At 42.5% G+C, this 23,799-nt stretch carries 19 protein-coding genes and 1 riboswitch; of the genes, 10 read left to right on the top strand and 9 right to left on the bottom strand.

Annotated elements, in window-relative coordinates:
* Nucleotides 1-62: 62 nt before the first annotated feature.
* The 4 genes from ACFPA1_RS12560 to ACFPA1_RS12545 all read right to left on the bottom strand — a co-directional run bounded on the left by ACFPA1_RS12560 (nucleotide 63) and on the right by ACFPA1_RS12545 (nucleotide 4,561).
* Nucleotides 63-623, bottom strand: a complete 561-nt coding sequence (locus ACFPA1_RS12560) for a glycerol-3-phosphate acyltransferase (protein WP_378583363.1) — start codon at nucleotides 621-623, stop codon at nucleotides 63-65.
* 151 nt (nucleotides 624-774) lie between these two features.
* Nucleotides 775-1,596 (bottom strand): zinc transporter ZupT, encoded by an 822-nt coding sequence (gene zupT / locus ACFPA1_RS12555; RefSeq protein ID WP_378583361.1) that lies wholly within the window; start codon nucleotides 1,594-1,596, stop codon nucleotides 775-777.
* 211 nt (nucleotides 1,597-1,807) lie between these two features.
* A complete protein-coding gene (locus ACFPA1_RS12550) occupies nucleotides 1,808-2,737 on the bottom strand; it encodes a LytR family transcriptional regulator (RefSeq protein WP_378583358.1) in 930 nt (309 codons plus the stop codon).
* Nucleotides 2,738-3,145: 408 nt separating this feature from the next.
* Nucleotides 3,146-4,561 carry a S1C family serine protease gene (locus ACFPA1_RS12545; RefSeq protein ID WP_378583356.1) on the bottom strand — a complete coding sequence of 472 codons (1,416 nt, stop codon included), beginning with the start codon at nucleotides 4,559-4,561 and terminating at the stop codon, nucleotides 3,146-3,148.
* Between the two features lie 232 nt (nucleotides 4,562-4,793).
* On the opposite strand from ACFPA1_RS12545, the gene wecB reads away from it, so the two are divergent.
* From wecB to ACFPA1_RS12525, 4 genes are all read left to right on the top strand, one after another.
* Nucleotides 4,794-5,939, top strand: a complete 1,146-nt coding sequence (wecB, locus tag ACFPA1_RS12540) for a non-hydrolyzing UDP-N-acetylglucosamine 2-epimerase (protein WP_378583353.1) — start codon at nucleotides 4,794-4,796, stop codon at nucleotides 5,937-5,939.
* Between the two features lie 182 nt (nucleotides 5,940-6,121).
* Entirely contained in the window at nucleotides 6,122-6,508 is a 387-nt protein-coding gene (locus ACFPA1_RS12535; RefSeq protein ID WP_378583352.1) for a VOC family protein, read from the top strand.
* 207 nt (nucleotides 6,509-6,715) lie between these two features.
* Nucleotides 6,716-7,372: a 5-bromo-4-chloroindolyl phosphate hydrolysis family protein gene (locus tag ACFPA1_RS12530; protein WP_378583349.1), complete on the top strand. Its 657-nt coding sequence runs from the start codon at nucleotides 6,716-6,718 to the stop codon at nucleotides 7,370-7,372.
* A complete protein-coding gene (locus ACFPA1_RS12525; RefSeq protein WP_378583348.1) occupies nucleotides 7,369-8,544 on the top strand; it encodes a toxic anion resistance protein in 1,176 nt (391 codons plus the stop codon). Before ACFPA1_RS12530 ends, ACFPA1_RS12525 begins: the two co-directional genes overlap by 4 nt.
* 278 nt (nucleotides 8,545-8,822) lie before the next feature.
* Here ACFPA1_RS12525 and ACFPA1_RS12520 read toward each other — a convergent pair whose 3' ends face one another.
* A complete protein-coding gene (locus ACFPA1_RS12520; RefSeq protein WP_378583346.1) occupies nucleotides 8,823-9,599 on the bottom strand; it encodes a M15 family metallopeptidase in 777 nt (258 codons plus the stop codon).
* Nucleotides 9,600-9,832: 233 nt separating this feature from the next.
* Nucleotides 9,833-9,917, top strand: a riboswitch (cyclic di-GMP riboswitch).
* 48 nt (nucleotides 9,918-9,965) lie between these two features.
* Here ACFPA1_RS12520 and ACFPA1_RS12515 point away from each other — a divergent pair.
* Entirely contained in the window at nucleotides 9,966-10,142 is a 177-nt protein-coding gene (locus tag ACFPA1_RS12515; protein WP_241114137.1) for a hypothetical protein, read from the top strand.
* A gap of 148 nt (nucleotides 10,143-10,290) precedes the next feature.
* On the opposite strand, the gene ACFPA1_RS12510 is transcribed toward ACFPA1_RS12515, so the two are convergent.
* A complete protein-coding gene (locus ACFPA1_RS12510; RefSeq protein ID WP_378583343.1) occupies nucleotides 10,291-11,346 on the bottom strand; it encodes a multicopper oxidase domain-containing protein in 1,056 nt (351 codons plus the stop codon).
* Between the two features lie 335 nt (nucleotides 11,347-11,681).
* On the opposite strand from ACFPA1_RS12510, the gene ACFPA1_RS12505 reads away from it, so the two are divergent.
* Together ACFPA1_RS12505 and ACFPA1_RS12500 are read left to right on the top strand one after the other, a co-directional pair.
* Nucleotides 11,682-11,828, top strand: coding sequence for a hypothetical protein (locus ACFPA1_RS12505; RefSeq protein ID WP_378583341.1), 147 nt, complete (start codon nucleotides 11,682-11,684; stop codon nucleotides 11,826-11,828).
* A gap of 507 nt (nucleotides 11,829-12,335) precedes the next feature.
* Entirely contained in the window at nucleotides 12,336-13,613 is a 1,278-nt protein-coding gene (locus ACFPA1_RS12500) for a UDP-glucose dehydrogenase family protein (protein WP_378583338.1), read from the top strand.
* Between the two features lie 34 nt (nucleotides 13,614-13,647).
* Here the strand turns inward: ACFPA1_RS12500 and ACFPA1_RS12495 are convergent, their stop codons facing one another.
* Both ACFPA1_RS12495 and ACFPA1_RS12490 read right to left on the bottom strand, forming a co-directional pair.
* Complete coding sequence (locus ACFPA1_RS12495) at nucleotides 13,648-14,271, bottom strand: LysE family translocator (RefSeq protein WP_378583336.1); 624 nt, start codon at nucleotides 14,269-14,271, stop codon at nucleotides 13,648-13,650.
* Nucleotides 14,272-14,414: 143 nt separating this feature from the next.
* A complete protein-coding gene (locus ACFPA1_RS12490; RefSeq protein WP_378583333.1) occupies nucleotides 14,415-16,196 on the bottom strand; it encodes a vWA domain-containing protein in 1,782 nt (593 codons plus the stop codon).
* A 452-nt stretch (nucleotides 16,197-16,648) separates the two neighbouring features.
* On the opposite strand from ACFPA1_RS12490, the gene ACFPA1_RS12485 reads away from it, so the two are divergent.
* Entirely contained in the window at nucleotides 16,649-17,554 is a 906-nt protein-coding gene (locus ACFPA1_RS12485; RefSeq protein WP_378583330.1) for a type II CAAX prenyl endopeptidase Rce1 family protein, read from the top strand.
* Between the two features lie 77 nt (nucleotides 17,555-17,631).
* Here the strand turns inward: ACFPA1_RS12485 and ACFPA1_RS12480 are convergent, their stop codons facing one another.
* Entirely contained in the window at nucleotides 17,632-18,252 is a 621-nt protein-coding gene (locus ACFPA1_RS12480; protein WP_378583327.1) for a hypothetical protein, read from the bottom strand.
* 273 nt (nucleotides 18,253-18,525) lie between these two features.
* On the opposite strand from ACFPA1_RS12480, the gene ACFPA1_RS12475 reads away from it, so the two are divergent.
* On the top strand, nucleotides 18,526-20,937 hold the full coding sequence (locus ACFPA1_RS12475; RefSeq protein ID WP_378583325.1) for an immune inhibitor A domain-containing protein: 2,412 nt from the start codon (nucleotides 18,526-18,528) through the stop codon (nucleotides 20,935-20,937).
* Between the two features lie 168 nt (nucleotides 20,938-21,105).
* Nucleotides 21,106-23,718, top strand: a complete 2,613-nt coding sequence (locus ACFPA1_RS12470) for an Ig-like domain-containing protein (RefSeq protein ID WP_378583322.1) — start codon at nucleotides 21,106-21,108, stop codon at nucleotides 23,716-23,718.
* The last annotated feature ends 81 nt before the right edge of the window (nucleotides 23,719-23,799 follow it).

Here is a 23,799-nt window from a genome sequence, read left to right as displayed (position 1 = left end):
TAACGCATAAATTCAACTACGCCTCTGTCTTCGTCCTATCGGACTCGCCAATCGGCGAGTTTTCATTTAATCCTCTCCTTAATGTTTTCTATATGGACCAGGATTAGTAGAAAAATCATGCCTAATACAATAGCAGGGATAACCCAATTATCTGTTTTGAATATCAAGAACACAGGAATAAAAAGGAACGACCCCAAGCCTGTGAATGTGAAGCTTTTTAAAAAGGGATAGAGTACGAGAAATGCGAGAACAATTATGGATGCTATCAGCGGTTCGAACGCAATAATTCCGCCGATAAAGGTCGAAATCCCCATGCCGCCTTTAAACTTAAGAACTATCGGTTTGAGATGGCCAACAATGACAAAAACCAGTCCTAACAATTGGACAGTCTCTGAAAAATGCAGTAGATACCGCCCGGCAAGTACCACAAAGGCCCCTTTCAAAGCGTCACCCAGAAAAGTTAGAACAAAGGCCTTTTTTCCATAAACACGCCCAGCATTCCTTGCTCCGACATTCCCGCTGCCCTGCTCACGGATATCCTGCCCTTTCAACAACATGGACACCAAGTATCCAAACATGATATTACCAACCAAATAAGAAACAAGATAATACAACCAGACCATTGTAATCACTGCCTATTCATGTGCTTTTTGGAAAAACGCTGCTCTTCACTATTATAATATGTATCTATTGTTTCGACGGAGATTTATTAAAGCGGATATGTGCTTAAATAACAATAGGGTTCGGCCTCTAACGAACCGAACCCTAAATATTTTATATAAATAAAAGCAGGCTGATTGCCATCACAGCCATCCCACCAATCAACCCATATATGGACAGGTGGGCTTCGTCATACCTTTTGGCGGCTGGGAGCAGCTCATCAAGGGAAATGAATACCATAATCCCGGCTACTGCGGCAAAGATAACCCCAAACATAATATCGTTCAGAAAGGGCATTAAGAATAGGTAAGCAGCTAGTGCCCCAATCGGCTCCGACAGCCCCGAAAGAAAGGAGAGCTTAAACGCTCTTTTTTTATCGCCGGTGGCAAAATAGACCGGAACAGAAACCGCAATTCCCTCGGGGATATTGTGAATGGCGATGGCCACTGCAATGGCGATTCCGAGCTTTGGATCCTGGAGGGCAGAGGTAAAGGTAGCAATCCCTTCCGGAAAGTTATGAATACCAATCGCAAGGGCTGTGAATGTCCCCATTTTTAGTAAGTCCGGTTTCTTTCCGGCCGCTGCAACGTCTCCTCCGGTACCGGTCATATCCTCGACCGTTCTGAGTTCATGCGGGTTGCTTTGCTTTGGAATAAATTTATCGATGCTGGCAATCAAAAGCATCCCCGCAAAGAAGCCGCCGACGGTCAGCCAGTTGCCAGGAACGGTTCCCATGGCATCCACTAGTGCCGTTTTTGCCTTCACAAAAATCTCAACCATGGACACATAAATCATGACACCCGCGGAGAATCCAAGTGTGACCGAAAGAAACTTTGTATTCGTGTGCGAGGTGAAAAATGCAAGTACACTGCCAATCCCTGTGGCAAGGCCGGCAAATAAAGTTAACCCAAAGGCCAATAGCAAATTTTGAGTCACCTTTTTCCCCCCTTTATAAAAACAAATTTATCTTTTTTGAATTTTTCTCTATCTTTCCAAAATAACATAAAAACAGTTATATTTTTATATGCGCGAACCCAGAAATGTTTCCTTATGTGAGGCAGAAGAACCGTCCCTCTGCATCACAAAAAAACTGGCTAAATGGGGTAAGCTGCCCATTTAGCCAGTCAGGTACTTCTCTTGTATTTCTTTATTGTAATTCCAGTTGTTTTTTAAGTTCGCTTTGGATTCTTGTCTTTTCTTCTGGTGAGACCAGCCCATAGTAAATTTTATTGATCATCGTCCCGGTTTCTTTGATTTCCATTTGCTGAATCGTTTTACCAGCGTCTTTATAATTTTTTTGGATGTCTGCCATTTGATCGAAGGTTAGGTTCGTTTTTATGTTTTTTCCAATTGCCTCAAAAATAGAGGAGAAACTTGTCAGGCTTGATAGGCTCATACCTTCATCAATTACTCCTTCAATGATCTGCCGCTGTCTCAATTGCCGGCCAAAGTCTCCTCTGGGGTCTTCATACCTCATTCGTGAAAAACTTAAAGCCTGCTCTCCGTTCAGGTTTATTTCTCCTATAGGAAAGTGGGAATTGCCTTGGGAAAAATCAAAATCATTATAAACTTTAACACCACCGACAGCATCCACAATATCCTTAAAGCCTTCCATATTGATCTGCATGTAATAGTCAATCGGAATATCAAGAAATTCTTCGACGGTAGCCATGGACATTGGAACTCCGCCAAAAGAATAGGCGTGGTTAATTTTATCCTCTGTTCCTTTTCCGACAATTTTCGTTCGGGTATCCCTCGGGATGCTGAGCATTTTTACCGAATTATTATTCGGATTGACAGCCAAAACGATTATCGTGTCGGAACGGCCTTTGTCCCCTTTTCGCTCATCGACACCGAGCATTAACACAGAAAAGGGCTCCTTTTTTTCCAAAGCGACCGGCTGGGGCCGTTTTTCAGGTACCGTCCGCTTAACCGGCTGGTGCATGGTAACCACAGCATCTTTAAGGGAGTGGTAAACCATAAACCCATAAACTCCTGCCGCAACCAAAACTAGTAAAAGAAAAATCCCTGTTACCTTTAACCACTTTCTACCTTTCTTTGAACGAACCTCCATCATGTGGACCTCCAAAATATGTAGTTTAATAGTGTAACAATAGAGTTTTTATGCTATGAGTGTCAGGCACTGTTCGCGGAATTTGTCCGTCTGAGGTGGACAGTTAATTATCCAGTCGGCCCTTTGAAGCGGCAGTGTTGTTGATTTTGGTAGTGTGTGAAAGATTAAATGTTATAAAATGCGAGTTTTGTAACCGTTGTGGATGTGGAAAATGAATCTTTTGGTACATTTAAATATATAGTAATTAGTGATATATTATCACCTTTTGAAAAAAAATCCAATTTGTAGGTGTGTTTTGATAGGGTTTAAAAGTTTGTGGCCTATCATTGGCATTTTCGAAATAAGTAAAAGGGGGATACAGTCTTTTTGAACTGTATCCCCCTTCCGGCAGTTTTCTACTATCCCAGGTGTTTACTCCCCATTACCATCTTTATTTTGCTTTTTCTGCTGCTCCTGCAGGGCAATCAGAAGGTCCTGGATATCCACCTTGCCATCCTTATTCAGGTCGTTTAAATTCATTTCTGGTGCTGATGGAGCCTGCGGCACAGTAGGCGCTGAGCCCTGCTCACCCATATTCGCACTCGGTCCAGCGGCCGGAAGCACAGCCGCGGCTGCCTTATTTTTCGACCCGCCGGCAAAGGTGAACACCAACAGAATCAGAACAAGCAGACCAGCCACACCGTCACCAATATAGAAGAAGGTGGCATAATCGGACCACAGCATCTTGCTTTTGCTCATTTTCTCCTCAGAATTGCCGATATACTCCTTTATTTCCGAGTGATTTGGATAAATCCGCTGGACTGCTTCGAATTTTTCCAAGGCATGTTTGTAGTAACCGCCCCAATACAATTCAAGGCCCTCTTTATAAAGCCTATTCGTTTCGCTCTTCGTATTTCTGACACCGGCCTGGTTCACAAATTCCTTGACGGTATTGACTGGTACGGCAAAATTAAAGCCCTGCACCTCTTGCCCGTTGACCGTATCGCCACGGAATGTCAGAAGCCCAATAATTTGCCCTTTTTCGTTAATGACAGGTCCGCCGCTATTTCCGTGCGTTGCCGCGGCGTTAATTTGAATTACCGGACTGCCTTGATCGGTCTTTTTGTCAGTCGCGGAAATTTGCCCGGCATTCATGGTGGAAACGAGGGATGAATCAGGTGACAAAAGGTCCGAATCGGCAGCAGCAGGATAGCCGCTTACCCATATATTATCCTGGTTTTGGACTTCGCTGGAGTCACCAAGCGGGATGGTCGGCAGGTTCTTTCCCTCTATTTTAACGACGGCGGCGTCCTTCCCTTGGTTAATCGGCGCACCGTAGCTCTTAATTTCCCCATCGAGAACATCTCCGCCTGGTAAAATAACCTTTGTGACGCGCTTAATCTCCGTATACTGAGTATAGGCGACTAAATAATTATAAGCAGTATTGTAATCAACCTGGAAGTGGTCTGCCATGATGGTCACCAGCTGCTCGAAGGCTGCATCGGCCACCTCTTGGTCTTCCATTTTTCCATATTCGACGACGTGTGCATTGGTAACGATATAGCCGTCAGAGCTAATAATTGCCCCAGAACCCGACCCACCGATAAGCGTTTGATATTTTAGCTGTTCCAAAACTGCTTCGACTTCAGGGTTGTAGTCATTAAACTGCCACCCAACCAATGCATAGTCAATTATTCGCACCACAGCAGGCTTCGTGTATTCATTCAGCCTTTGGGCTTGCGATACATTCCCTTTGGCAGGCTTGATGTTGATCAGGACAAAGGAAGCGACGATCGCCGCAATCAGCAGTAAGCTGATCGGAATGGTAAATAGGGCCCTCTTCTTCAATGCATGATTCACCTCTATATTCGGAATTTTAAAAAACCAACAATGGCAATATATTCACTGGATAGGTAATGGGAATTTGTACCTGAAAATTGGACTTTGAAGGCTGTTAGAAAGGGCGGGCTTAATTTCAAGGAGCATTTTGTTATAATGGATTGAGTGGCAACTAGCAATAATTTTTCAAAAAAATATTTAAAGGGTATAATGCTTTATAGAACATACAATGGAGGTCATTATGGAAAAGCAATTAAAGGTTATGACAGTGTTTGGAACAAGGCCTGAAGCAATCAAAATGGCGCCGCTCGTGAAGGAGCTGGAAAAGCATCCGGAGCAAATCAAGTCAATTGTGACAGTGACAGCGCAGCACCGTGAAATGCTGGACCAAGTTTTGAATATTTTTGAAATCACGCCTGATTATGATTTAAATATAATGAAAGAAAGACAATCGTTGGTAGGTGTGACCACCCGGGCCTTGGAAGGCCTTGACCAAGTTTTGGCCGATGTTAAACCAGATATCGTGCTGGTTCACGGTGATACATCGACAACGTTCGTGGCAAGTTTAGCAGCATTTTATCATCAGATTCCAATTGGTCATGTGGAGGCGGGGCTTCGTACTCACAATAAATATTCGCCTTACCCTGAAGAAATGAACCGGCAGCTGACAGGTGTTTTGGCTGATCTTCATTTTTCGCCAACGGTTCAGTCCAAGCAGAATCTTTTAGTGGAAAACAAGAAGGAAGAAGCTATTTTTATAACAGGTAATACCGCTATTGATGCGTTAAAGACGACCGTTAAAAGCCAATATTCGCATCCTGTATTAGAGAGACTTGGCGAAGATAGATTGGTGCTTATGACAGCCCACCGTCGCGAAAACACTGGTAAACCAATGGAGAACATGTTCAATGCCATCCGCCGTTTAGTGGAAAAGCATGATGATGTCCAGGTAGTTTACCCTGTACATATGAATCCGGTTGTTCGCGAGATTGCCGGTCGAATCTTGGGAGACAATGACCGAATTCATTTGATTGAACCACTGGATGTCATTGATTTCCACAACTTTGCCTCGAGGGCATATTTGATTCTTACTGATTCCGGAGGTGTTCAAGAGGAAGCACCATCGTTAGGTGTTCCGGTTCTTGTACTAAGGGATACAACCGAACGTCCAGAAGGGATTGCCGCCGGCACGCTGAAGCTCGCGGGCACCGATGAAGAAACCATCTTCGGAATGGCTGACGAACTGCTTACGGATTCGGCCGCACACGACCAAATGGCTAAAGCCTCAAACCCTTACGGCGACGGCATCGCCTCTGGGCGCATCGTCCAAGCCATCCTTTACCACTTTGGAAAAAGAGGGGATAGGCCAGAGGACTTTGGGGTTTAAAGTCAAAGGGTGTCATTAAATGTGTCAGCACCGCTCGTGACATTGTCCATGTGGGGCAGACGTTCTTCGAATTTAGGTTTGAACTGGCTAACCTTTGTAAGTATTGAGCTTTTTAGCCCTCTTGTCTCCTGCGAGGAGGCAAGAGGATTATCCCTATTTTTAAGTAGAAAGTTGTGTTGTTTATGAAGTTAAAGAAAATTCATCATATCGCCATTATTTGTTCTGATTATAAGAAGTCAAAGGATTTTTATGTGCGAATTCTTGGTCTCAACCCAATAAGCGAAACATATCGGAAGGAGCGAAATTCCCATAAGCTGGATTTGGAAGTGAATGGCCACTACCAGATTGAACTTTTTTCCTTTCCGAATCCACCCAAGCGCCCAAGCTATCCTGAGGCAGCAGGTTTACGGCATTTAGCCTTTGAAGTAGAGAACATCGAAGAAGCGGTTCACCATTTAACAGAGCAGCATATAGAAGTGGAACCAATCCGCATAGACACCCTCACCAACAAAAAATTCACCTTCTTCTCAGATCCTGACGGCCTTCCCATCGAACTATACGAGATATAAAAAAAACACCACCCGATTCCTCGAAAAATAGGTCTCAGGTCGTAGTTTGTTTGCGATTCAAGTCTATAGCGGGCAGGAGTTTTTTCATGTATTGTGGAATTAATAGATGGAAATAACTTTCATTTGTTGGCAATTCATTTAATAATGAAACATTCACTTCTTTCATACGTATTAATAGAAGTGATGAAAAGTCAGGAGTCGATTAAAATGAATCCCATTCTTTCGTTAATTCTCCGCTCGTTTGTGGCTGTACCTGTTACCATTATTGCGGGCTTTGTCAGCTTTTTCTTTATGAACATAAACTTTCTGCCATCGATGGGTATTGCGATTGCCGCAGGAGTTTTAACCCATTTAATCCTTGGGCCAATCATGACTTCAACGTTTTTGAAAAAACACCAGCTGTCATGGAGGGAATACCGTTATATTCGAAAAAATTTAGCGGATGCCCAGAAAAAAATCCGCCGCTTGAATAAATCGCTTTTTAGTATTCGCGACCTGTCGTCTGTGAAGCAAAGAATTGACATACTTCGTATCACTAAAAAAATTCAAAAGATGGCTCTCAAGGAGCCGAAGCGTTTCTATCAGGCCGAGCCGTTTTATTTTTCACATCTCGATTCAGTTATCGAGCTGACGGAAAAATACAATTTTCTTTCAGCGCAGCCGAAAAAAAGCTTGGAAATTAATCAATCTTTGATTGAAACAAGACAGACCTTGAATGAACTTACCAAGGTACTTGAGGAAGATTTATATCATGTGATCTCAGATGATGTGGACCATTTAAATTTTGAAATTGATGTTGCCAAACATACGATAAAAAAACAAAAAGAAGCTAAATTCCCTGAAGAAAATAGGTGGTTAAAATGACCGAAAATAATCCATTGCAAAAAGGTGATTTTTTAAATGACATTCTCGCTGACCCGTTTGGCGACGGGCTTCAGCCTGCGAAAAGCCCAGTGGTCCAGCAGCCTGGGGAGGCCCCAAGGCCGACAAAACTTATCGAAGTTATTCCGGAGGAGCACCGCGCCAAAGCTTATCAGCTTGCTGAACAAATTGACCCGACCAACCATCAGGCGATGATTCAGTACGGGACACAGGCCCAAGGAAAGCTGCTCTCTTTTTCTCATGCCATGCTTGAGCATGTTCAGCAAAAGGACGTTGGTGAAATTGGAGAAATCATCAGCGATTTAATGAAGCGCCTCAACGAAGTGAATCCGGACGAGCTAAAGGACAGCAAGCCGTCCTTTTTTGGACGGATGTTTGGAAAAATCTCCAGCTCGCTTCAGGAGGTTCTGTCCAAATACCAAAAGACCGGCGCACAAATTGACCGAATTAGCGTGAAGCTGGACCGCAGCAAAAACGTACTGTTATCCGATATCAAATTGCTCGAGCAACTTTACGAAACGAATAAAGAATATTTCCATGCCCTCAATGTCTATATTGCCGCCGGTGAAATTAAGCTTGAGGAAATGCACGAAAAGACAATCCCTCAGTTAAAAAGAGAGGCAGAAGCAACAAATGACCAGATGAAGTATCAAGAAGTTAACGATATGATTCAATTTGCGGACCGGCTCGATAAACGTCTCCATGATTTGAAGCTAAGCAGGGAAATTACGATTCAAAGTGCACCGCAAATTCGCCTGATTCAAAACACAAACCAGGCATTAGTGGAAAAAATTCAGTCATCCATTGTCACAGCCATTCCGTTATGGAAGAACCAAGTGGCGATTGCGCTGACACTCATCCGCCAGCGGCATGCAGTCGAGGCTCAAAAGCAGGTATCTAAAACTACTAACGAACTGCTGCTGAAAAATGCTGAAATGCTGAAAACAAATACGATTGAAACGGCCAAAGAAAACGAGCGTGGTCTTGTTGATATCGAAACGCTTAAGAAAACACAGGAAAACCTGATTTCCACACTGGAGGAGACGTTAAGAATCCAGGAAGAAGGCCGCCACAAACGCCGGATCGCTGAGCAAGAACTTGCCACGATGGAAAACGATTTAAAACTAAAGCTTCTAGAAATCAAAGGAAAATAAGAAAAGCCCCCGCAATGGACACGTTCTAAGATGCGGGGGTATTTTTTTGTTAAACACAATCCGCCTTTAAACCGTTCTGAGAAACCTAGCATTTTATCAAACAAAAAAGGCAGGGGTTCGCCCCTTGCCTTAACTCGTCAACTTTAAAGATTTACTCGCATCTTTTTAACTTTTACTCGTCTATTTGTGGGATTTACTCGTCTAAATTCAAATTTTACTCGCCAAACCCCGTCGCATGAGTCAACCCCAGAAATTCGTTGTCCGCAACTAGACCGTTGTCAATTATTCACCGGTATCGCATCATAGTATTCCTCAAGGGTAATCCCATGTTTGGTGAGAACCTTGGCGACGGCTCTACCAACATAACGAAGGTGCCATGGTTCGTATTTGTAGCCGGTGATGGATTCTTTTCCTTTCGGGTAGCGGATAATGAAGCCATACTCGTCTGCATGGTCCGCAAGCCACTTGGCCTCCTCCGTTCCCGCAAAGCAATCCTCCGCAGGGCACTTCCCGTTCCCGCCCGTCACATCAATAGCAAGGCCTGTTTCATGCTCGCTTGTCCCAGGCTCAGCACTATACATTTTCGCTTTTTTAATGCCATCCTGATTGACGTAATAATTGAACAACGCCTTTTGTGCGGTATACGATCGATAGGCCGAAACTCCGGCTAGACCGATGCCCTGTTCTTCGGCAGCGGCAAATAATTTTTCGATAGCCGCAGCGGCTTCCTTTCGCATCTTTTGTTTTTCTGCTTTTTTATTAGAAATATACGGGATGCTTGGATACACTAAATCCTCAGGTTGATAGTTTTCAGGTAAGATATTGTACTGATTTACAAGCACAGGAATACTTTCTGGGTTGAAAACCTCTTGCACCTGCTCCTCACGGTGTTCCGACTTTTTCTTAGAGGCAGCAGATGAGGGGCTGTTCTTACCATCAGATTCATTCCGCGTTACACCTTTATCGTCCTGGGAAAAAAAGCTTTTCCCCATGCATCCGGTTAAAGGGAAGAGGAGGAGCATCAAACTAGTTATCACAGAAAATATTTTTACCATCGCAAACTTCCTTTTTAAAAAATTAATTTGATAACAGCATGGACACAATAAAGCCACTTTTAAACATGCTTATAAAAATAAGCCCCACTAGCAACGAGGGCCCTTTTTCCTATAAACAAACGCATGATTATATTGTCAGTAGACTAACCTTATGTGAATTTTCGGAAAAATTAGTACCCAAGACTCTTTTCATTTTAAAGTAGGTTATTTATGCTGTTTACAAACACATAAATCGTACGAAACGGCAAAGCTATTGAAAAATGGTGACGCAAAGCTATAGGGGCTAATGTTTAATAACGATGCTAGCCAGCTACCGAACACGAATACTCCAGCGGTTTATGTAAAGACAAGTGAGGAGGATTTCATGTGTTAAAATTATGGCAAAAGGGAAAATACTATTATCATGTCTATCTGTACCGACATAATGAGCTGCTACAGCAGGATTGTTTATGCGAGAAGCTAAGGTGGAAGTTGAAGATTAAAGCAATCTATCACAATAGCAAAGCCATTGAACTTGGATTTAAACTAAATCCTATAACCTGAAAAATGGTTTCTTTTAAGATAGCAAATCCTTAAGGTGAAATAAGGTGAAAAATGTCAGAGGGACAAGGAATCTTTCGACACTTTTCTCTCCACGACAAAAAAGAAATCGGCCGTTTAGGGCCGATTTCTTTTTACAACTATATATATTTTAGTGTGACATCACAGCGCTGCCATCGTCATGTCCGTCTTTGGTCACCTTCAGAACTGCTACAGCTCCTTTGGTAGCATGGTTGAATTGATGGGTTACTATTGGATAGCTGCCTTCTTTTGTTACAGTGAACTCAACCACGGCGCCGCCACTTGCTGGCAGAAGCACGGTTTGCATGCCTTTCATGTGGTTGAATGGATTTCCGTCGATATACACATCATCAAAGACAGTTCCGACTACATGGAAGCTAGAAACCTCATTCGGGCCAACGTTGTCGACGTAAAGTCTCACTCTGTCACCAACCTTGGCAAGAAGAGGTTTGTCAACAAGGGAGCCAACGGTACCATTTGTATTTGGGTCACCGTCTTTAAGCGCTTTCGCGGAAAAGACTACATATTTTGGAACCCCATTCGTAAAATCGTCAAGGTTGTTGTATTTATACCATTCGTTTTGCACAAGCGCATACTCGCGGGTCACCTGAGAATCGGTAGGATAGCCTTCCTTCGGTTTCACAATAATCATCCCGTGCATCCCATTCGCAATATGAGCGAGCACTGGCTTCGTGCCGCAGTGGTACATAAATACGCCAGGATTGTCAGCAGGATAGCTGAAGCTGCCAGTATGATCAGGCATGACATTCGCGAAATCAGCGGAAGGTGCTGCATGTACGGCATGGAAGTCCATGCTGTGCGGGATGGATGGATCCATATTCTTTAAGGTGAAATTAATTTTATCTCCTTGATTCACAACAATTACTGGACCAGGCGCTTCACCGTTAAATGTCCAAGCCTTATACATTTCGCCTTTATTGATTTCAATGTCAGTAATTTGAGCGGTCATTTCAATATTGACTTCATGCTCGCCAATTCGTTCCATTTTAAGCGGAGTCGGTTTTTGGTTCAGGCCTTTATGGGGAGCGAATACTTCGACTGCAGCTTCTTTGTCTGTCTGTGCCTCCACCTTTTTTTCCACTGAAAGATCAGTTTTTCCACAAGCACCAAGAATTAAAGCAGATGTGACAACCATTGTTGCTGCAACCTTTGTAAACTTACCCATTTTACTTCCCTCCATTAATAACTCCTAATTTATTTTGGCTAATAAGAAAGTATAAACTTTCTGTCGAAAGCCTTATACTTTCTTAACGCATAAATTCAACTACGCCTCTGTCTTCGTCCTATCGGACTAGCCAATCGGCGAGTTTTCATTTATTTGATTAATGATTACACTTTCATTTTACTTTTATTAGAAATGCTCCTAGTGATGCTGGTCACTCAAAATAGGGGTGTTCTTGAACAATTTGTGAATGAGTGAGCAAAGTAATATTTATATGGTGTAAATACTAATTTCTCAGCTGATAGTGGTAATTCTATTAATAAAAGGAGGCGCTTTTTTTGAAAAACAAAAACGACGAAACAAGCGAAGGTTTGAATCAAATTTTTGAAATTATTAATGCCAAAGGAGATGAAGGGGAACTTCGGGAGATTGTAAAAAATAATCAAGAAAAACAGTCGCCCGAAATACAGTCACAGAAGCAATAAACTCCCTGGAACTAGAAACTAATTTCTAGTTCCTATTTTTATGTGCATAACGTGTATAACTTGTGGATAAATCTTTGCTGATTGTGGGTAACTAGTGTATCTTTGTGGGTATTTGACTTTTTAGAAAAATGTTTTTTGGGGTCAAAACGTGGATAACCTGTATAAATCTGTTGATAACCATGTGGATACTGTTAAAAACTTGTTTATAAACTATGGATAGCCTAAATCTGCTGTGGATACCTTTATTTTTCCCCTCTTGAAATGCTTGTCTTGAATGGGCGGGAGGTGGCCGAACAGATGGCTGAGCTCGTGCACTTTACAAATGGTGCCCATTTCTCCCCCTTTCTAGGCAGAACAACCTTCCTTAAAAACACTTTCTGAATAGATTAATACTAGCTTAATTAGAAGGGAGGACAAGGCTCGCCTGAAGGCTAATGGGAACAACCCAAGAAATTGCCTAGGGGGCCTTATTCAGTCCTTTCGTGAAAAAGGAGGACTACATCCGTTTTGAAAATATTAATCGTCGGAACAGGCTATGTCGGGACGACGACCGGACTTATTTTTTGCAAAATGGGGCATCAAGTTACCGGCCTGGATCTCGATGAACGAAAAATAAACGCACTGCAAGCGGGTAAACTGTATTTCTATGAGCCTGGCCTTGAGGATTTATTGACCAAGCATGTCAGCGCCCAAAACATCCGCTTTACAACTGACACCGAGAACGCCGTAAAAGAAAACGATGTCATCTTTATTTGCGTCGGCACACCCTTGGGACCACAGGGAAAAGCCGACCTCACTTTTGTAAAAAATGTTGCAGGCACAATCGGCCGTTATATGAATCATTACAAGGTGATTGTGACCAAAAGTACGGTACCTGTGGGCACAGCTGAAAACGTCACCAATTGGATTAAGGAGAACCAGCCATCCTCCATCCCTTTTGACGTCGTATCTAATCCAGAATTTCTGCGTGAGGGTTCTGCCCTTCATGATGCACTTAATCCCGACCGAATCGTTATTGGTGCTTCAAGTGACAAAGCTAGAGCAGTCATGCGCAACCTATACAAGGATTTCCAATGCCCTATCATTGAAACCAACCCTCAAGCCTCCGAAATGATCAAGTATGCCGCAAATTCCTTCCTTGCCATGAAAATTTCCTTTATTAATGAGTTAGCCCGGGTTTGTGATGCACTAGGGATTAACGTCAATGATATTTCCACGGGGATTGGCCTCGACCACCGGATTGGCCCGCATTTCCTCCGTGCTGGAATGGGCTTCGGCGGCTCATGCTTCCCCAAGGATGTCAATGCCTTAATCCAAACGTCCAAAGAAACGGGAAGACCGCTTTCGATATTGGAAAAGGTTGTTCAAGTAAACGACGAACAACAGCTTTATTTTATGAAGAAAATCAGGCAGGTGTTGGGCGGAAACTTGGAAAACAAAACAATTGCCGTGCTGGGATTAGCTTTTAAAGCCAATACGGACGATACACGGGAATCGCCAAGTTTGATTTTGATTGAAAAATTGCGCGGGGAACAGGCAGCGGTTCAAGTCCATGATCCCGTCGTAAAATCAGCGGGCTTAATGCAGTTTTCGAAGGTGGAGGAAACAGTGAAAGGTGCCGACGCAGTCATTCTTTGCACCGACTGGAACGACTACAAAAACTTAGACTGGGCGGCCCTTAAACCATTGATGAAACAACCTGTTATCTTTGATGGTAGAAACATGCTCAATAAAACAAAAATCGAGGAACTTGGCTTTCGATATATGGGAGTCGCTAATCACTAAATCTTGATGAAACAAGGGGACAACTGTCCCCTTATTATTTTTGGCTTTGCAAAACAAGCTGCAATCCGAGGCCAATATAGATGGTCCCAACCACTTTGCCCTGCCAGCGGGCAAATCGGCTGTTGCGATTGGAAAAGAGACGCTTCCCGATGGAGCTTGTCAAAAAGGCCAAAAGCGTTGTATACAAGATGCTCATTAATACGAAGGTGAGTCCGAGAGTAAGCAGTTGTAAAACAACCGGTGTTCCGTTGTGATGAACAAATTGCGGCAGAAAGGCCAAAAAGAACAGCGCTGTTTTCGGATTCAACAGTTCAATGAGCAGTGCCTGGCGGAAGGACGTGACCGCCGAGCTTGGATTAGCAACCGCATCAGCCTCCGTTTGGCTTTTTGCTTTTTCTAAAAACGATTTAATCCCAATAAAAATTAAATATGCAGCCCCTAAATATTTCACGATTTCAAAGGCAAGTGCGGAGGTCATTAAAATGGCCGAAAGTCCAAGCACCGCCGCAACCGTATGGATCAAGTCCCCCACGGCAATCCCTACACCCGTGATGATCCCTGATTTTCGCCCGCCATTGGCAGTCTGTGTGACGGTTAACAGGACGGCAGGACCGGGAATAAGAAATAGGATTAGCACAACTAAGATAAACGATAGCAATTTTTATCACTCCATGGAAAATATATGGTGATGCCATTTTATCATAATATTTAAAATATTATAATGCGTTGAAGTGAAAAAGCATTCGACCGTACCAAAAAAAAAGCTCCTGCCCGCAAATTGACGGCCAGGAGTTTACTTATTTAACCCACATTCTCAATATAAATAGCCTTATGCAATTCAGGCAAATGAATACAAAGCTTGTCATTCCTTCTAAGCCGGTGGCCGGTTTCGGCGTCAATCAACTCGCCGCCCAAGTCAATCGTACAACTGGATTTATTGAGGAGAAGCAAAGTATTATCGGTTATCGGCACAAAGGTAATTTGGTCGGTTTCGGAAAATTCCTGATCGAGCAGGAACAGCTGCCGCAAGTGAAATTCCCCTTTAAATGCTTTTAGTTTTTTCACCTTTTGCTCTGTGCTCACTCCCGTTTCTTCATCCTTTATCTCGACCACAATTTGGCCGCTGAAGCCGCGGTTTTCTTTCCTCTTTTTTGCAGCAAAGGAGAAGCCGGGCACCGCCACCAGAAACACAACAGCTGCAGCAATCGTAATGTAAAGCCAAGGAATCGTATTTTTTGAAGGGGAAGGGCTGACATCCCCGGCAACAGGCTCAATGTCTTTACCGCTAGTCGCCGCAACCTCAATTGTTAGCGGCTTGGTCTCACGAAAAAAGCTGTTGCCTTCCGCCCTCACTGTCACTTCATAGCTGTTGGCGTCCCCGGCTTTAAACTCGCCGAAAAACCCTTTGTCCCCAGCCTTTAGAGGGACTTCCTCTGTTTTTCCTGAGGCTGAGTCCTTTACGTAAAGATTGGCCTTTAGCGTAGGATATAGATCCTTATTGACGATTTTCTTGCCGTTATCCTCAAAGAAAGCCTCAATTTTTACGGTATTGCCTGCTATAATATTTTTTGCCAGCGGGGCAAGCTTAAGCTGCAGGTCATTATTGAAGACCAGCTTCACGTCGACCTTGTCCTGCGGGAATCCTTTCACTTTCAGAGTCCAATTTCCTTGAACTGGATTAAGCAATTTCAGCATCGAATAATTTTTTGACTTGGTTAACGAAATATTGTCGGAAGGGATGGCCAACTCTTTACCTGACGGGTCAACCAGCTTCAGCTCAACCGGCTTACTGGAAATCAGCGAAATATTTGCCTCCAGGACATTTTCATTCGGAACGGTAAACGGAACATCCTGAAACTCTTCGGTTGCCGTCACATCTTTAACTGGGACCATTTTCAATTTCAAATGGTCAGCAAAGATTTCACTAAGGATGCCTGGCAGGTCAGCAGCATTATTTGTTTCGAAAAATTTCCCATTCGTACCAGCAGCAATATTCTGCAGCAGCTGTTTATTCAGCTTGCCATCAGCATTTAAGCCAATGACATAAATCGGATAGCCCTTCGCTTTCGCATCCACTACCGACTGGGCGAGCTGCTCATCGGCCTGCTGATTGGTTTTCTTCTTGGTTTTGTCCAAATCATTGTTGCCGTCGGCCAGCACTACGACAAGTGGAATATAGCCAGATTCATGGCCGGTGTCCAAAAATTTCAGGGCCTCAGCAACTCCAACGGAAATATCGGTGTTATTGTATTTTCCAAGCGAATCAATAAAACTCTTGATTGCTTGTTTATCCGCTTCCGTTTGGATTTTCGTGAGTTCCTTACTGCTTTCGACATCATTTCCGTAAGCAATTACCCCGATCTTGTCCCCTTTAATAGAGGACATGTCCACAAACATTTTCATCGCTTCATTAGAAAGACCATTCGGGTCACTAGACAGCATCGACTTGCTTACATCAACCACCAGCACCCCTTCTATCCTTGAAGAAAGCTCCATCTGGGCGGCAGCCTCAGTCCGGTAACCGCCAGTTGAACTAAGAATGAAGACAAACACAGCAAATAGGTAAATCAATTTTTTCATCATCTATGTAACCCCCTAATTGTAATCTATTAAAAGGAATGTTCAATAAATAAATATATACTGTTCTTTATATAATACTATTCTACCAACCCTGCCGCATTTTACATAAAATATTTGTCTAAAAAAACAAAAGTATTATCGACAAATTTCGAGTGAGGCATGTGGACGGTTCTCGTGCCTCAAAATGGGTGATTACAGAGGAGTGTGGACGGTTTACGGATAATGGTAAGAATATTTTGATGCTTATCACATAACAATATGTTAAATTATTTCTATTAAACTTAAATTCAAGTAACCATCAAAAAGGGGAAAACGCATGACAAGAACATGGAAGTGGATTATTGCCTGTTTCGTATTCTTGCTTTTATTAAATGGCTTAGGGGTCCTGGCTGTACAATTATTGAGTAAGTAAATCTGAAAATCCCACAAAAATTAACCTATAGGGAATGACGTTGATGATGACAACGAATTTAACTAAACCTATTTCAAAGAAGCTGTTGATTGGTATGCTGGTTGTGGTCTTTGGAGCAGAAATCCTGCTCTATCTCAACCGCTTCAGCTATCTCGCCGGAACCCTTTATGACGCGGTGATGATCGCTTCGCTTTTTATCGGCATCAAGCTGCATCGAAGACTTGTAACACCGAAGGAGCAGGGCCCAAGTAAAACGAAACGGCAGAAGGTCCTTCAATTTACGGGCGCTTTTTTGATTTTCTTCCTAGGCAGCACAGTCATCAACATCTATTCAAGTATGACCTTCGATGACTTTAACTCTGATTATGACCAGTATGTGCAAACCTATACCGAAACGCAAACCTACCAAGAAGAAGAGAAGGGAACCGCCGCAACAGCAGAGTCAACATTTTGGTCTTATATGGATAAAATCGATACAATTGGCGCTGATCTTTATACAGACGCCCTGGCCGGTTTGGAGGAGGTTTGGCGGTTAGCCTACATGATCCTTATCCTCGCCGTTTTCAAAAAGCTTTTTCCAAAACGATGGGAGAACGGGTCGAGAGATGTCTTCCTAATGGCCGCCCTGTTCTGGACCTCGCTTTTTTTCGGCATCGACCACACACTCGATACCGAGCAGGCATGGACGGTGAAAATAGGGTCCATTGTTACCTTCGCTAACATGGGCTTTCTGTTTGGAATCATTCTTTTATGGACACGAAACCTATGGCTGACCGTGCTAGTTCACTCACTCTACGACATCACCGCAACCCTGTCATGGTATTACATCGACTATGCTGTCGAGCTTTTTGCAGGGGGATTGATGATTGTGCACATGATTTTATTCCTACTGGAAAAATTGGCACAAAAACGCATTCACACACCGCTAGAACAGAATGAGGCGGGGTAAATAGCAGAATAGAAAAAAGGTCACAGAATCGCTCTGTGACCTTTTTTTGTCGATCGTTATAATTAAGATGAACCGAATCATTCCTCATAAAGATAAGATTTGCCATTTACCCAATATTCAATCGCCCCATTTTCCTGTACACGATATTTTATTTTTTTGCTGTCAAAGGCCTTCAGTAAACTATCCTTAGCCAATTCTTGTTTTACATCAAGCTCGATTAAAAATTTTTGAAGCAGGACAGGATCGATCGTTTTCGTTTCAGCAAGGTACGTGATAATGAAAAGGCGCTGCTCAAAAACACTAAGCAGTTCCTGGTTATATTCACGAAAGCCCGAAGGAACCGGCAAATCCTTTAGCATTGGGAGCAGCTCGTTCTGCTTCGCTTTAACCTCTTGAAGATTGGAAGCTCTATTTTCAAGACAGTCTTCCAATAATGTTGAACTCTCCCTTTGGTACCTTTGCTCATTTTTTAAATAGGAAACGATTCTCTTATTTTTTGGACTTGCCAGATTCATCGTTAATAAAGAAAAAATCAATATTAGTAGAATAATTCCAAGGAAGACAACTATCCAGTTTTTATGTATGTTTATTTTCGCTGGAGAGAGAGTTTCACTCATCGGATGCCCCCAGTAAGAAGCATTTGTCTTTAGTTCCTCTAGTTCTTGTTTGACTTTTTGTTGGGCAGGAGTCAGCATCATCGCACCCCTATTAATGATAGATTGCTATTATACTACTACAAAAGTAGCATAAAAATCCATTTATTCCCTAAAATGTTTTGAGGAAATAATTTTACGAATATAGATATGACACGGAAACTCCATATTTCACGAATTACTATGGAATTTTTTTCTAGTACTTTTGAATTATTATTATATTAGTATTATTTACAATATTCAGATCGGATGGTAGAATTTCAATCAGACTCTTCTGAAAATATAAAAATATGAGTCTATTATTAGGGGGGATACATAGTGAAGAAGAACTACGGTTTAAAGGGGTTTTTCAGCATCGCAGCTTCCACATTAGCTGCATCGGCCTTATTTGCAGCGCCATTTGTTGGGACAAAAGGCGCACCCTTTTCAGCCAAACCAGCGTATGCGGCTGAGGTCCAATCGGCTCCGGTTGATTTGAACATCGTTGATCAGGACAGGCTCGCCAAAGCTTTACAGGAGCGGGGGCTTATTTCAAAGAACGCTTCTTCTCAGGAAGTAACGAAGGCAGTGAAAGCCTATATCAAGCAAAAGCAAGGCGAAAAGCCTAGCAAGGCAGACAAGGCAGTTACAAAAGAACAGCAGGAAATGGACAAAAAAGCAAAAGACTTTTTAACCCAGCAAAAGGACAAGCTTTCTGCTCAGCTTAACAAAGGTCACGAAAACTTTAAAAAAGGTAAGCCGACTGGCGCAGTTAAAGTAGACTCTGCCAAGCAGGCAGCATATAACGGGGATGTTCGTGAAGATAAGGTTCTTGTGCTTTTAGTAGAGTATGCTGACTTAAAGCACAATAATGTTGAACAAGAAGACGGATATATGTACGCAGATGACTTCAATAAAGAACATTATGAAAAAATGTTGTTTGGCGATGAAGATTTCACTCTCTTCAACGGAGACAAGATTAAAACATTTAAACAATACTATGAAGAGCAATCCGGCGGTAGTTACACCGTCGATGGTACGGTGTCCGATTGGTTGACAGTACCAGGAAACGCTGCTGAGTATGGCGGTGACAGTCCAGCAGGCGGCCATGATAATAAACCAGGCACAAAAGGAGCCCGCGGACTTATTAAGGATGCACTAAATGCAGCTGTGGCATCTGGAATTAATTTAGCAGATTATGATAAATTCGACCAATATGATCTAGATGGTGATGGCGACCGTAACGAGCCAGACGGTTTAGTTGACCACTTAATGGTACTACATGCAGGTGTAGGCCAGGAGGCTGGCGGCGGAGTAGTTGGAGATGATGCGATTTGGTCACACCGCTGGACATTAAATGGTGTTTATCCTGTCGCTAACACTACAGCTGCCGTAGATTACTGGGGCGGTAAAATGGCAGCTTATGACTACACTGTTGAGCCTGAAGACGGAGCAGTTGGCGTATTCGCACACGAATATGGCCATGACTTAGGGGCTCCAGATGAGTATGATACACAATATACCGGCAATGGCGATACGGTTGCACAATGGTCGATTATGAGCGGCGGCAGCTGGAGCGGCCATATTGCCGGAACACAGCCGCCAAGCTTTTCACCGCAGGTGAAAGAATTCTATCAAAACACAATCGGTGGAAACTGGGCTAATATTACAGAAGTAAACTATAATGATATCGATCAAAACGGCCTGGCTGCAGTCATCGACCAGAGTGTAACTAAATCGAAGAATCCTGGAATCGTGAAGGTTAATCTTCCTGCTAAAAAAGTTCCTGGAATCCAGCCTGAATTTGGCGCGAAATACTATTATAGTACAAAAGGTGATGACCTAGATACGGTAATGGAAACACCAGAATTTGATTTAACAAACGCAAGCAGTGCAAGTTTTGACTTTAAAGCTTTCTATGAGGTCGAAACAGATTACGATTATTTGAACGTAACAGCTGTTGCCAATGATGGTTCAGAAAAAGTAATCGATGTAATCGGGGATGACTCGGACGTGGTCCGCAGCGGTTCAGCATTCGAATCTACTCAAGGTAAGTGGGTGGACAAGTCCTATAACATGAGCGAATTCGCCGGTAAAAAAGTCAAATTGGTATTTGAATATGTAACCGATGGAGGCCTTGCACCAGACGGATTCGCACTCGATAACCTGCAATTAACTGTTGACGATAAGGTTGTATTCTCAGATGATGCAGAGGGAACTACTCAAGTCACATTAAACGGTTTCGAAGTATCGGACGGCTGGATTAAAAAGCCACATTACTATTACCTGGAGTGGAGAAACTATGCCGGAGCCGATAAGGCCTTAGCATTCTCTCGCGGTGTTAAATATAATACTGGTTTAGTAGTTTGGTATGGTGACGATACATTTACTGATAACTGGGGCGGCGTTCACCCTGGTGAAGGCTTCTTAAGCGTCGTCGATGCCCATCCTGAAGCAATTGTAGGTACCCTGAATGGTAAACCTTCCATCAGTCAAAGTACAAGATACCAAGTGGCGGATGCTGCGTTCTCATTGGATCAGGCACCTGCATGGACGATTGATTCTCCGTCCCGCGGTCTTTTTGAATATCCAGGCCTTCCAGGCGTCACAGCATTTGATTCTACAAAAACATATATGAATTCGATGATTCCAGATGCTGGGGTAAAAGTTCCCGCGCAGTACCCGCTTAAAGTCCAAGTCATTGGCGAAGCGAAGGATAACTCCGCTGGGGCGGTTTGGGTTCATAAATAATAGCTTAAGTGAGACATCGGGGGCTGCCCGGTGTCTTTTTCTGTTTATATGTACTTATCGCCCCTTTCTTTTAACCCATGAAATTATTCCCATAGACCAACCATTTCCTGTTAAAATATTAATATATAAAAATATTCACATAAAAGACACCAAGGAGATGAAAACGATTTGAGATTTCAACGTTCCAAACTTTTTGAACTAACTATTACGCTGGGGATATTATGTTTAATTAGTATCTTTGCACCGTCAAGGTCATATGCCCAGGGTAATCTAAACGTACCACTCATTTCACAATTACCTGAGTTAAAGAATGGATGTGAAGTTACGAGTTTGGCAATGCTGCTACAATACAAAGGTATTAATGTAGATAAAATGACTCTTGCTAATCAAATAAAAAAAGACTCAACACCATATCGAAAAGTAGGAAGCACCATTTACTGGGGCAATCCGAATACTGGTTTTGTAGGAGATATAACGGGAAATTCTATTGGCTATTCAGCATATCATGGTCCAGTCTATCAATTAGCGAGCCAATATACTAACATGATAGATTTAACTGGAAATTCATTCGACGTCATTTTAAAACAGTTGGACAGTGGGAAACCGGTTTGGGTCATCTCCACTAGTACATTTGATTCAGTACCAAGCAGTCAATGGCAAACGATTCAAACTCCCATAGGTCCTCTTTCTATGACTTTTCATGAGCACAGTGTCGTTCTTACAGGATATGATAGTAACTATGTTTACTTTAATGACCCACTTGCTAATATAAAAAACCGCCAAGTTTCCAGGGCTGCCTTTGTAAGGGGATGGGAACAATTTGGTAGACAGGCAATGACATACACTTCATCAATTGGAATGATTGATAGCCCTGCTTCAGGTTTGAGAGTTAAAGATAATATTAATGTTTCAGGCTGGTTTTTAGATGATAGCGGTGTTTCGAAAATTGAAGTCATAGTAGATGGACAGGTAATGGGTCAAGCGACTTATGGAGATGCCCGACCTGATGTACAGAATGCCTATCCTCAATTTAATAACGGAACTGGCGGTTATCATTATTTGCTTGATATTACAAGATTATCCGAAGGAAATCATACCATTACGGTAAGAGAGACAGGGAACAACGGATTAGTTACAACATTACCTGCGAGAACGATAATAGTTCCATCTACCAGAGGCATTTTAGATAGCCCTGTTTCAAATGCCAATATCAAAGGGCTACATAACGTTTCAGGCTGGTTACTTGATGAAAGTGGCGTTTCAAAAATAGAAGTACTTTTGGATGGAGTAACAGTTGGGCAGGCAGTATACGGGGATTCAAGGCCGGATGTTCAAAAAGCCTATCCTGAATATAATAACGGAAATGCTGGTTTTCATTATGCTTTGGACACGTCAACATATAATGATGGATTCCACACCCTTACTGTAAAGGAAACGGGATTAAACGGCAGGCAAAAGACCTTGCCGGAAATAAAAATAACCATTGCAAATACTAAAGGTTATGTAGATAATCCAGTTTCAAATACCATGTTGAAAGGCCAAAAGACCATATCGGGCTGGTTCCTGGATGAAGACGGTGTGTCAAAGATAGAAGTATTAGTAGATGGGGAGGCTGATGGTCAAGCCGTATATGGGGATTCTAGATTGGATGTAAAAAATGTCTTTCCGGAATATAACAATGGAAATGCAGGCTTTCATTACACGTTGGACACAACAAAATATAGTGAAGGAAACCATTCCATTACAATTAAAGAAACATCAACAACCGGAAGGATCACGGTATTGCCAGAAATAAAAATAACCATTGCTAATGTTAAAGGGTACCTGGATAATCCAATTCTAGGAACAACGTTAAAAGGTATAAATATCATATCAGGCTGGTTCCTGGACGAAAGCAAAGTATCAAAGATAGAAGTATTAATAGACGGGGAAGTGGCTGGCCAAGCTGTCTATGGAGATGCGAGGTCGGATGTAAAAAATGTTTTCCCAGAGTATAACAATGGAAATGCAGGTTTTCATTATGCATTAGACACTGCAAAATATAATAATGGGAATCATCTCCTTACAATAAGGGAGACTGGAACAAGTGGAAATGTAACGACACTTCCTGAAATAACTGTAATATTCTCAAATCCAGTTAAAGGTTATTTGGATAATCCAATATTTAATATGGATATAAAGGGGACAGCTAATGTATCCGGTTGGTTCCTCGATGGAAGCGGTGTTTCTAAAGTAGAGATATTAGTGGATGGGGAAGTTGCTGGTCAAGCAGTTTATGGGGATAGCAGACCGGACGTGAAAACACTCTTCCCAGAGTATAATAATGGAAATGCAGGTTTCCATTATGCTTTGGATACAACGAGATTTAGTGATGGAAGACATAACATTACCATAAGGGAAACATCTAATACTGGCCGGGTTACTACGTTCCCCCAAACAACCATAACAATATCAAATGTTAAAGGTTATTTAGATAGCCCAGTTTCAGGCTCAAAAATAAATGGAATAACAAATGTATCCGGTTGGTTTTTGGATCTAAGCGGAGTTTCAGGCATTGAAATATTAGTAGATGGAGAGGTCGTAGGTCAAGCAATTTATGGAGATTCCAGGACAGATGTAAAAACAGTCTTCCCGGAATACAACAATAAGAATGCGGGTTTTCATTATTCCTTAGATACAACCAAATTTAGCGAAGGAAATCATACAGTCACAATAAGGGAAACGGGGGCAAACGGCCGCACGACTACATTGCCAGAAACAACCGTAACGATTTCAAAATAGAGATACAAAAAAGGACTAGAAATGCATTGTTCATTTCCAGTCCTTTTTTCAATTCGTGTCAACTTCTCTTAATAGTCAATT

It is taken from the genome of Neobacillus sp. GCM10023253 (assembly GCF_042653105.1).
Taxonomy (GTDB): Bacteria; Bacillota; Bacilli; order Bacillales; family Cytobacillaceae; genus Neobacillus; species Neobacillus citreus.
The sequence above is the reverse complement of the archived record's forward strand: the minus strand, read 5'-3'. Positions and strand labels throughout refer to the sequence as shown.

Excerpts from the sequence above, each read along its gene's own strand:
- ACFPA1_RS12560 (WP_378583363.1), bottom strand. The coding sequence starts at position 623 with ATGGTCTGGTTGTATTATCTTGTTTCTTATTTGGTTGGTAATATCATG.
- ACFPA1_RS12550 (WP_378583358.1), bottom strand. The coding sequence starts at position 2,737 with ATGATGGAGGTTCGTTCAAAGAAAGGTAGAAAGTGGTTAAAGGTAACA.
- wecB (WP_378583353.1), top strand. The coding sequence starts at position 4,794 with ATGGAAAAGCAATTAAAGGTTATGACAGTGTTTGGAACAAGGCCTGAA.
- ACFPA1_RS12535 (WP_378583352.1), top strand. The coding sequence starts at position 6,122 with ATGAAGTTAAAGAAAATTCATCATATCGCCATTATTTGTTCTGATTAT.
- ACFPA1_RS12530 (WP_378583349.1), top strand. The coding sequence starts at position 6,716 with ATGAATCCCATTCTTTCGTTAATTCTCCGCTCGTTTGTGGCTGTACCT.
- ACFPA1_RS12525 (WP_378583348.1), top strand. The coding sequence starts at position 7,369 with ATGACCGAAAATAATCCATTGCAAAAAGGTGATTTTTTAAATGACATT.
- ACFPA1_RS12520 (WP_378583346.1), bottom strand. The coding sequence starts at position 9,599 with ATGGTAAAAATATTTTCTGTGATAACTAGTTTGATGCTCCTCCTCTTC.
- ACFPA1_RS12510 (WP_378583343.1), bottom strand. The coding sequence starts at position 11,346 with ATGGGTAAGTTTACAAAGGTTGCAGCAACAATGGTTGTCACATCTGCT.
- ACFPA1_RS12490 (WP_378583333.1), bottom strand. The coding sequence starts at position 16,196 with ATGATGAAAAAATTGATTTACCTATTTGCTGTGTTTGTCTTCATTCTT.
- ACFPA1_RS12485 (WP_378583330.1), top strand. The coding sequence starts at position 16,649 with ATGATGACAACGAATTTAACTAAACCTATTTCAAAGAAGCTGTTGATT.
- ACFPA1_RS12480 (WP_378583327.1), bottom strand. The coding sequence starts at position 18,252 with ATGATGCTGACTCCTGCCCAACAAAAAGTCAAACAAGAACTAGAGGAA.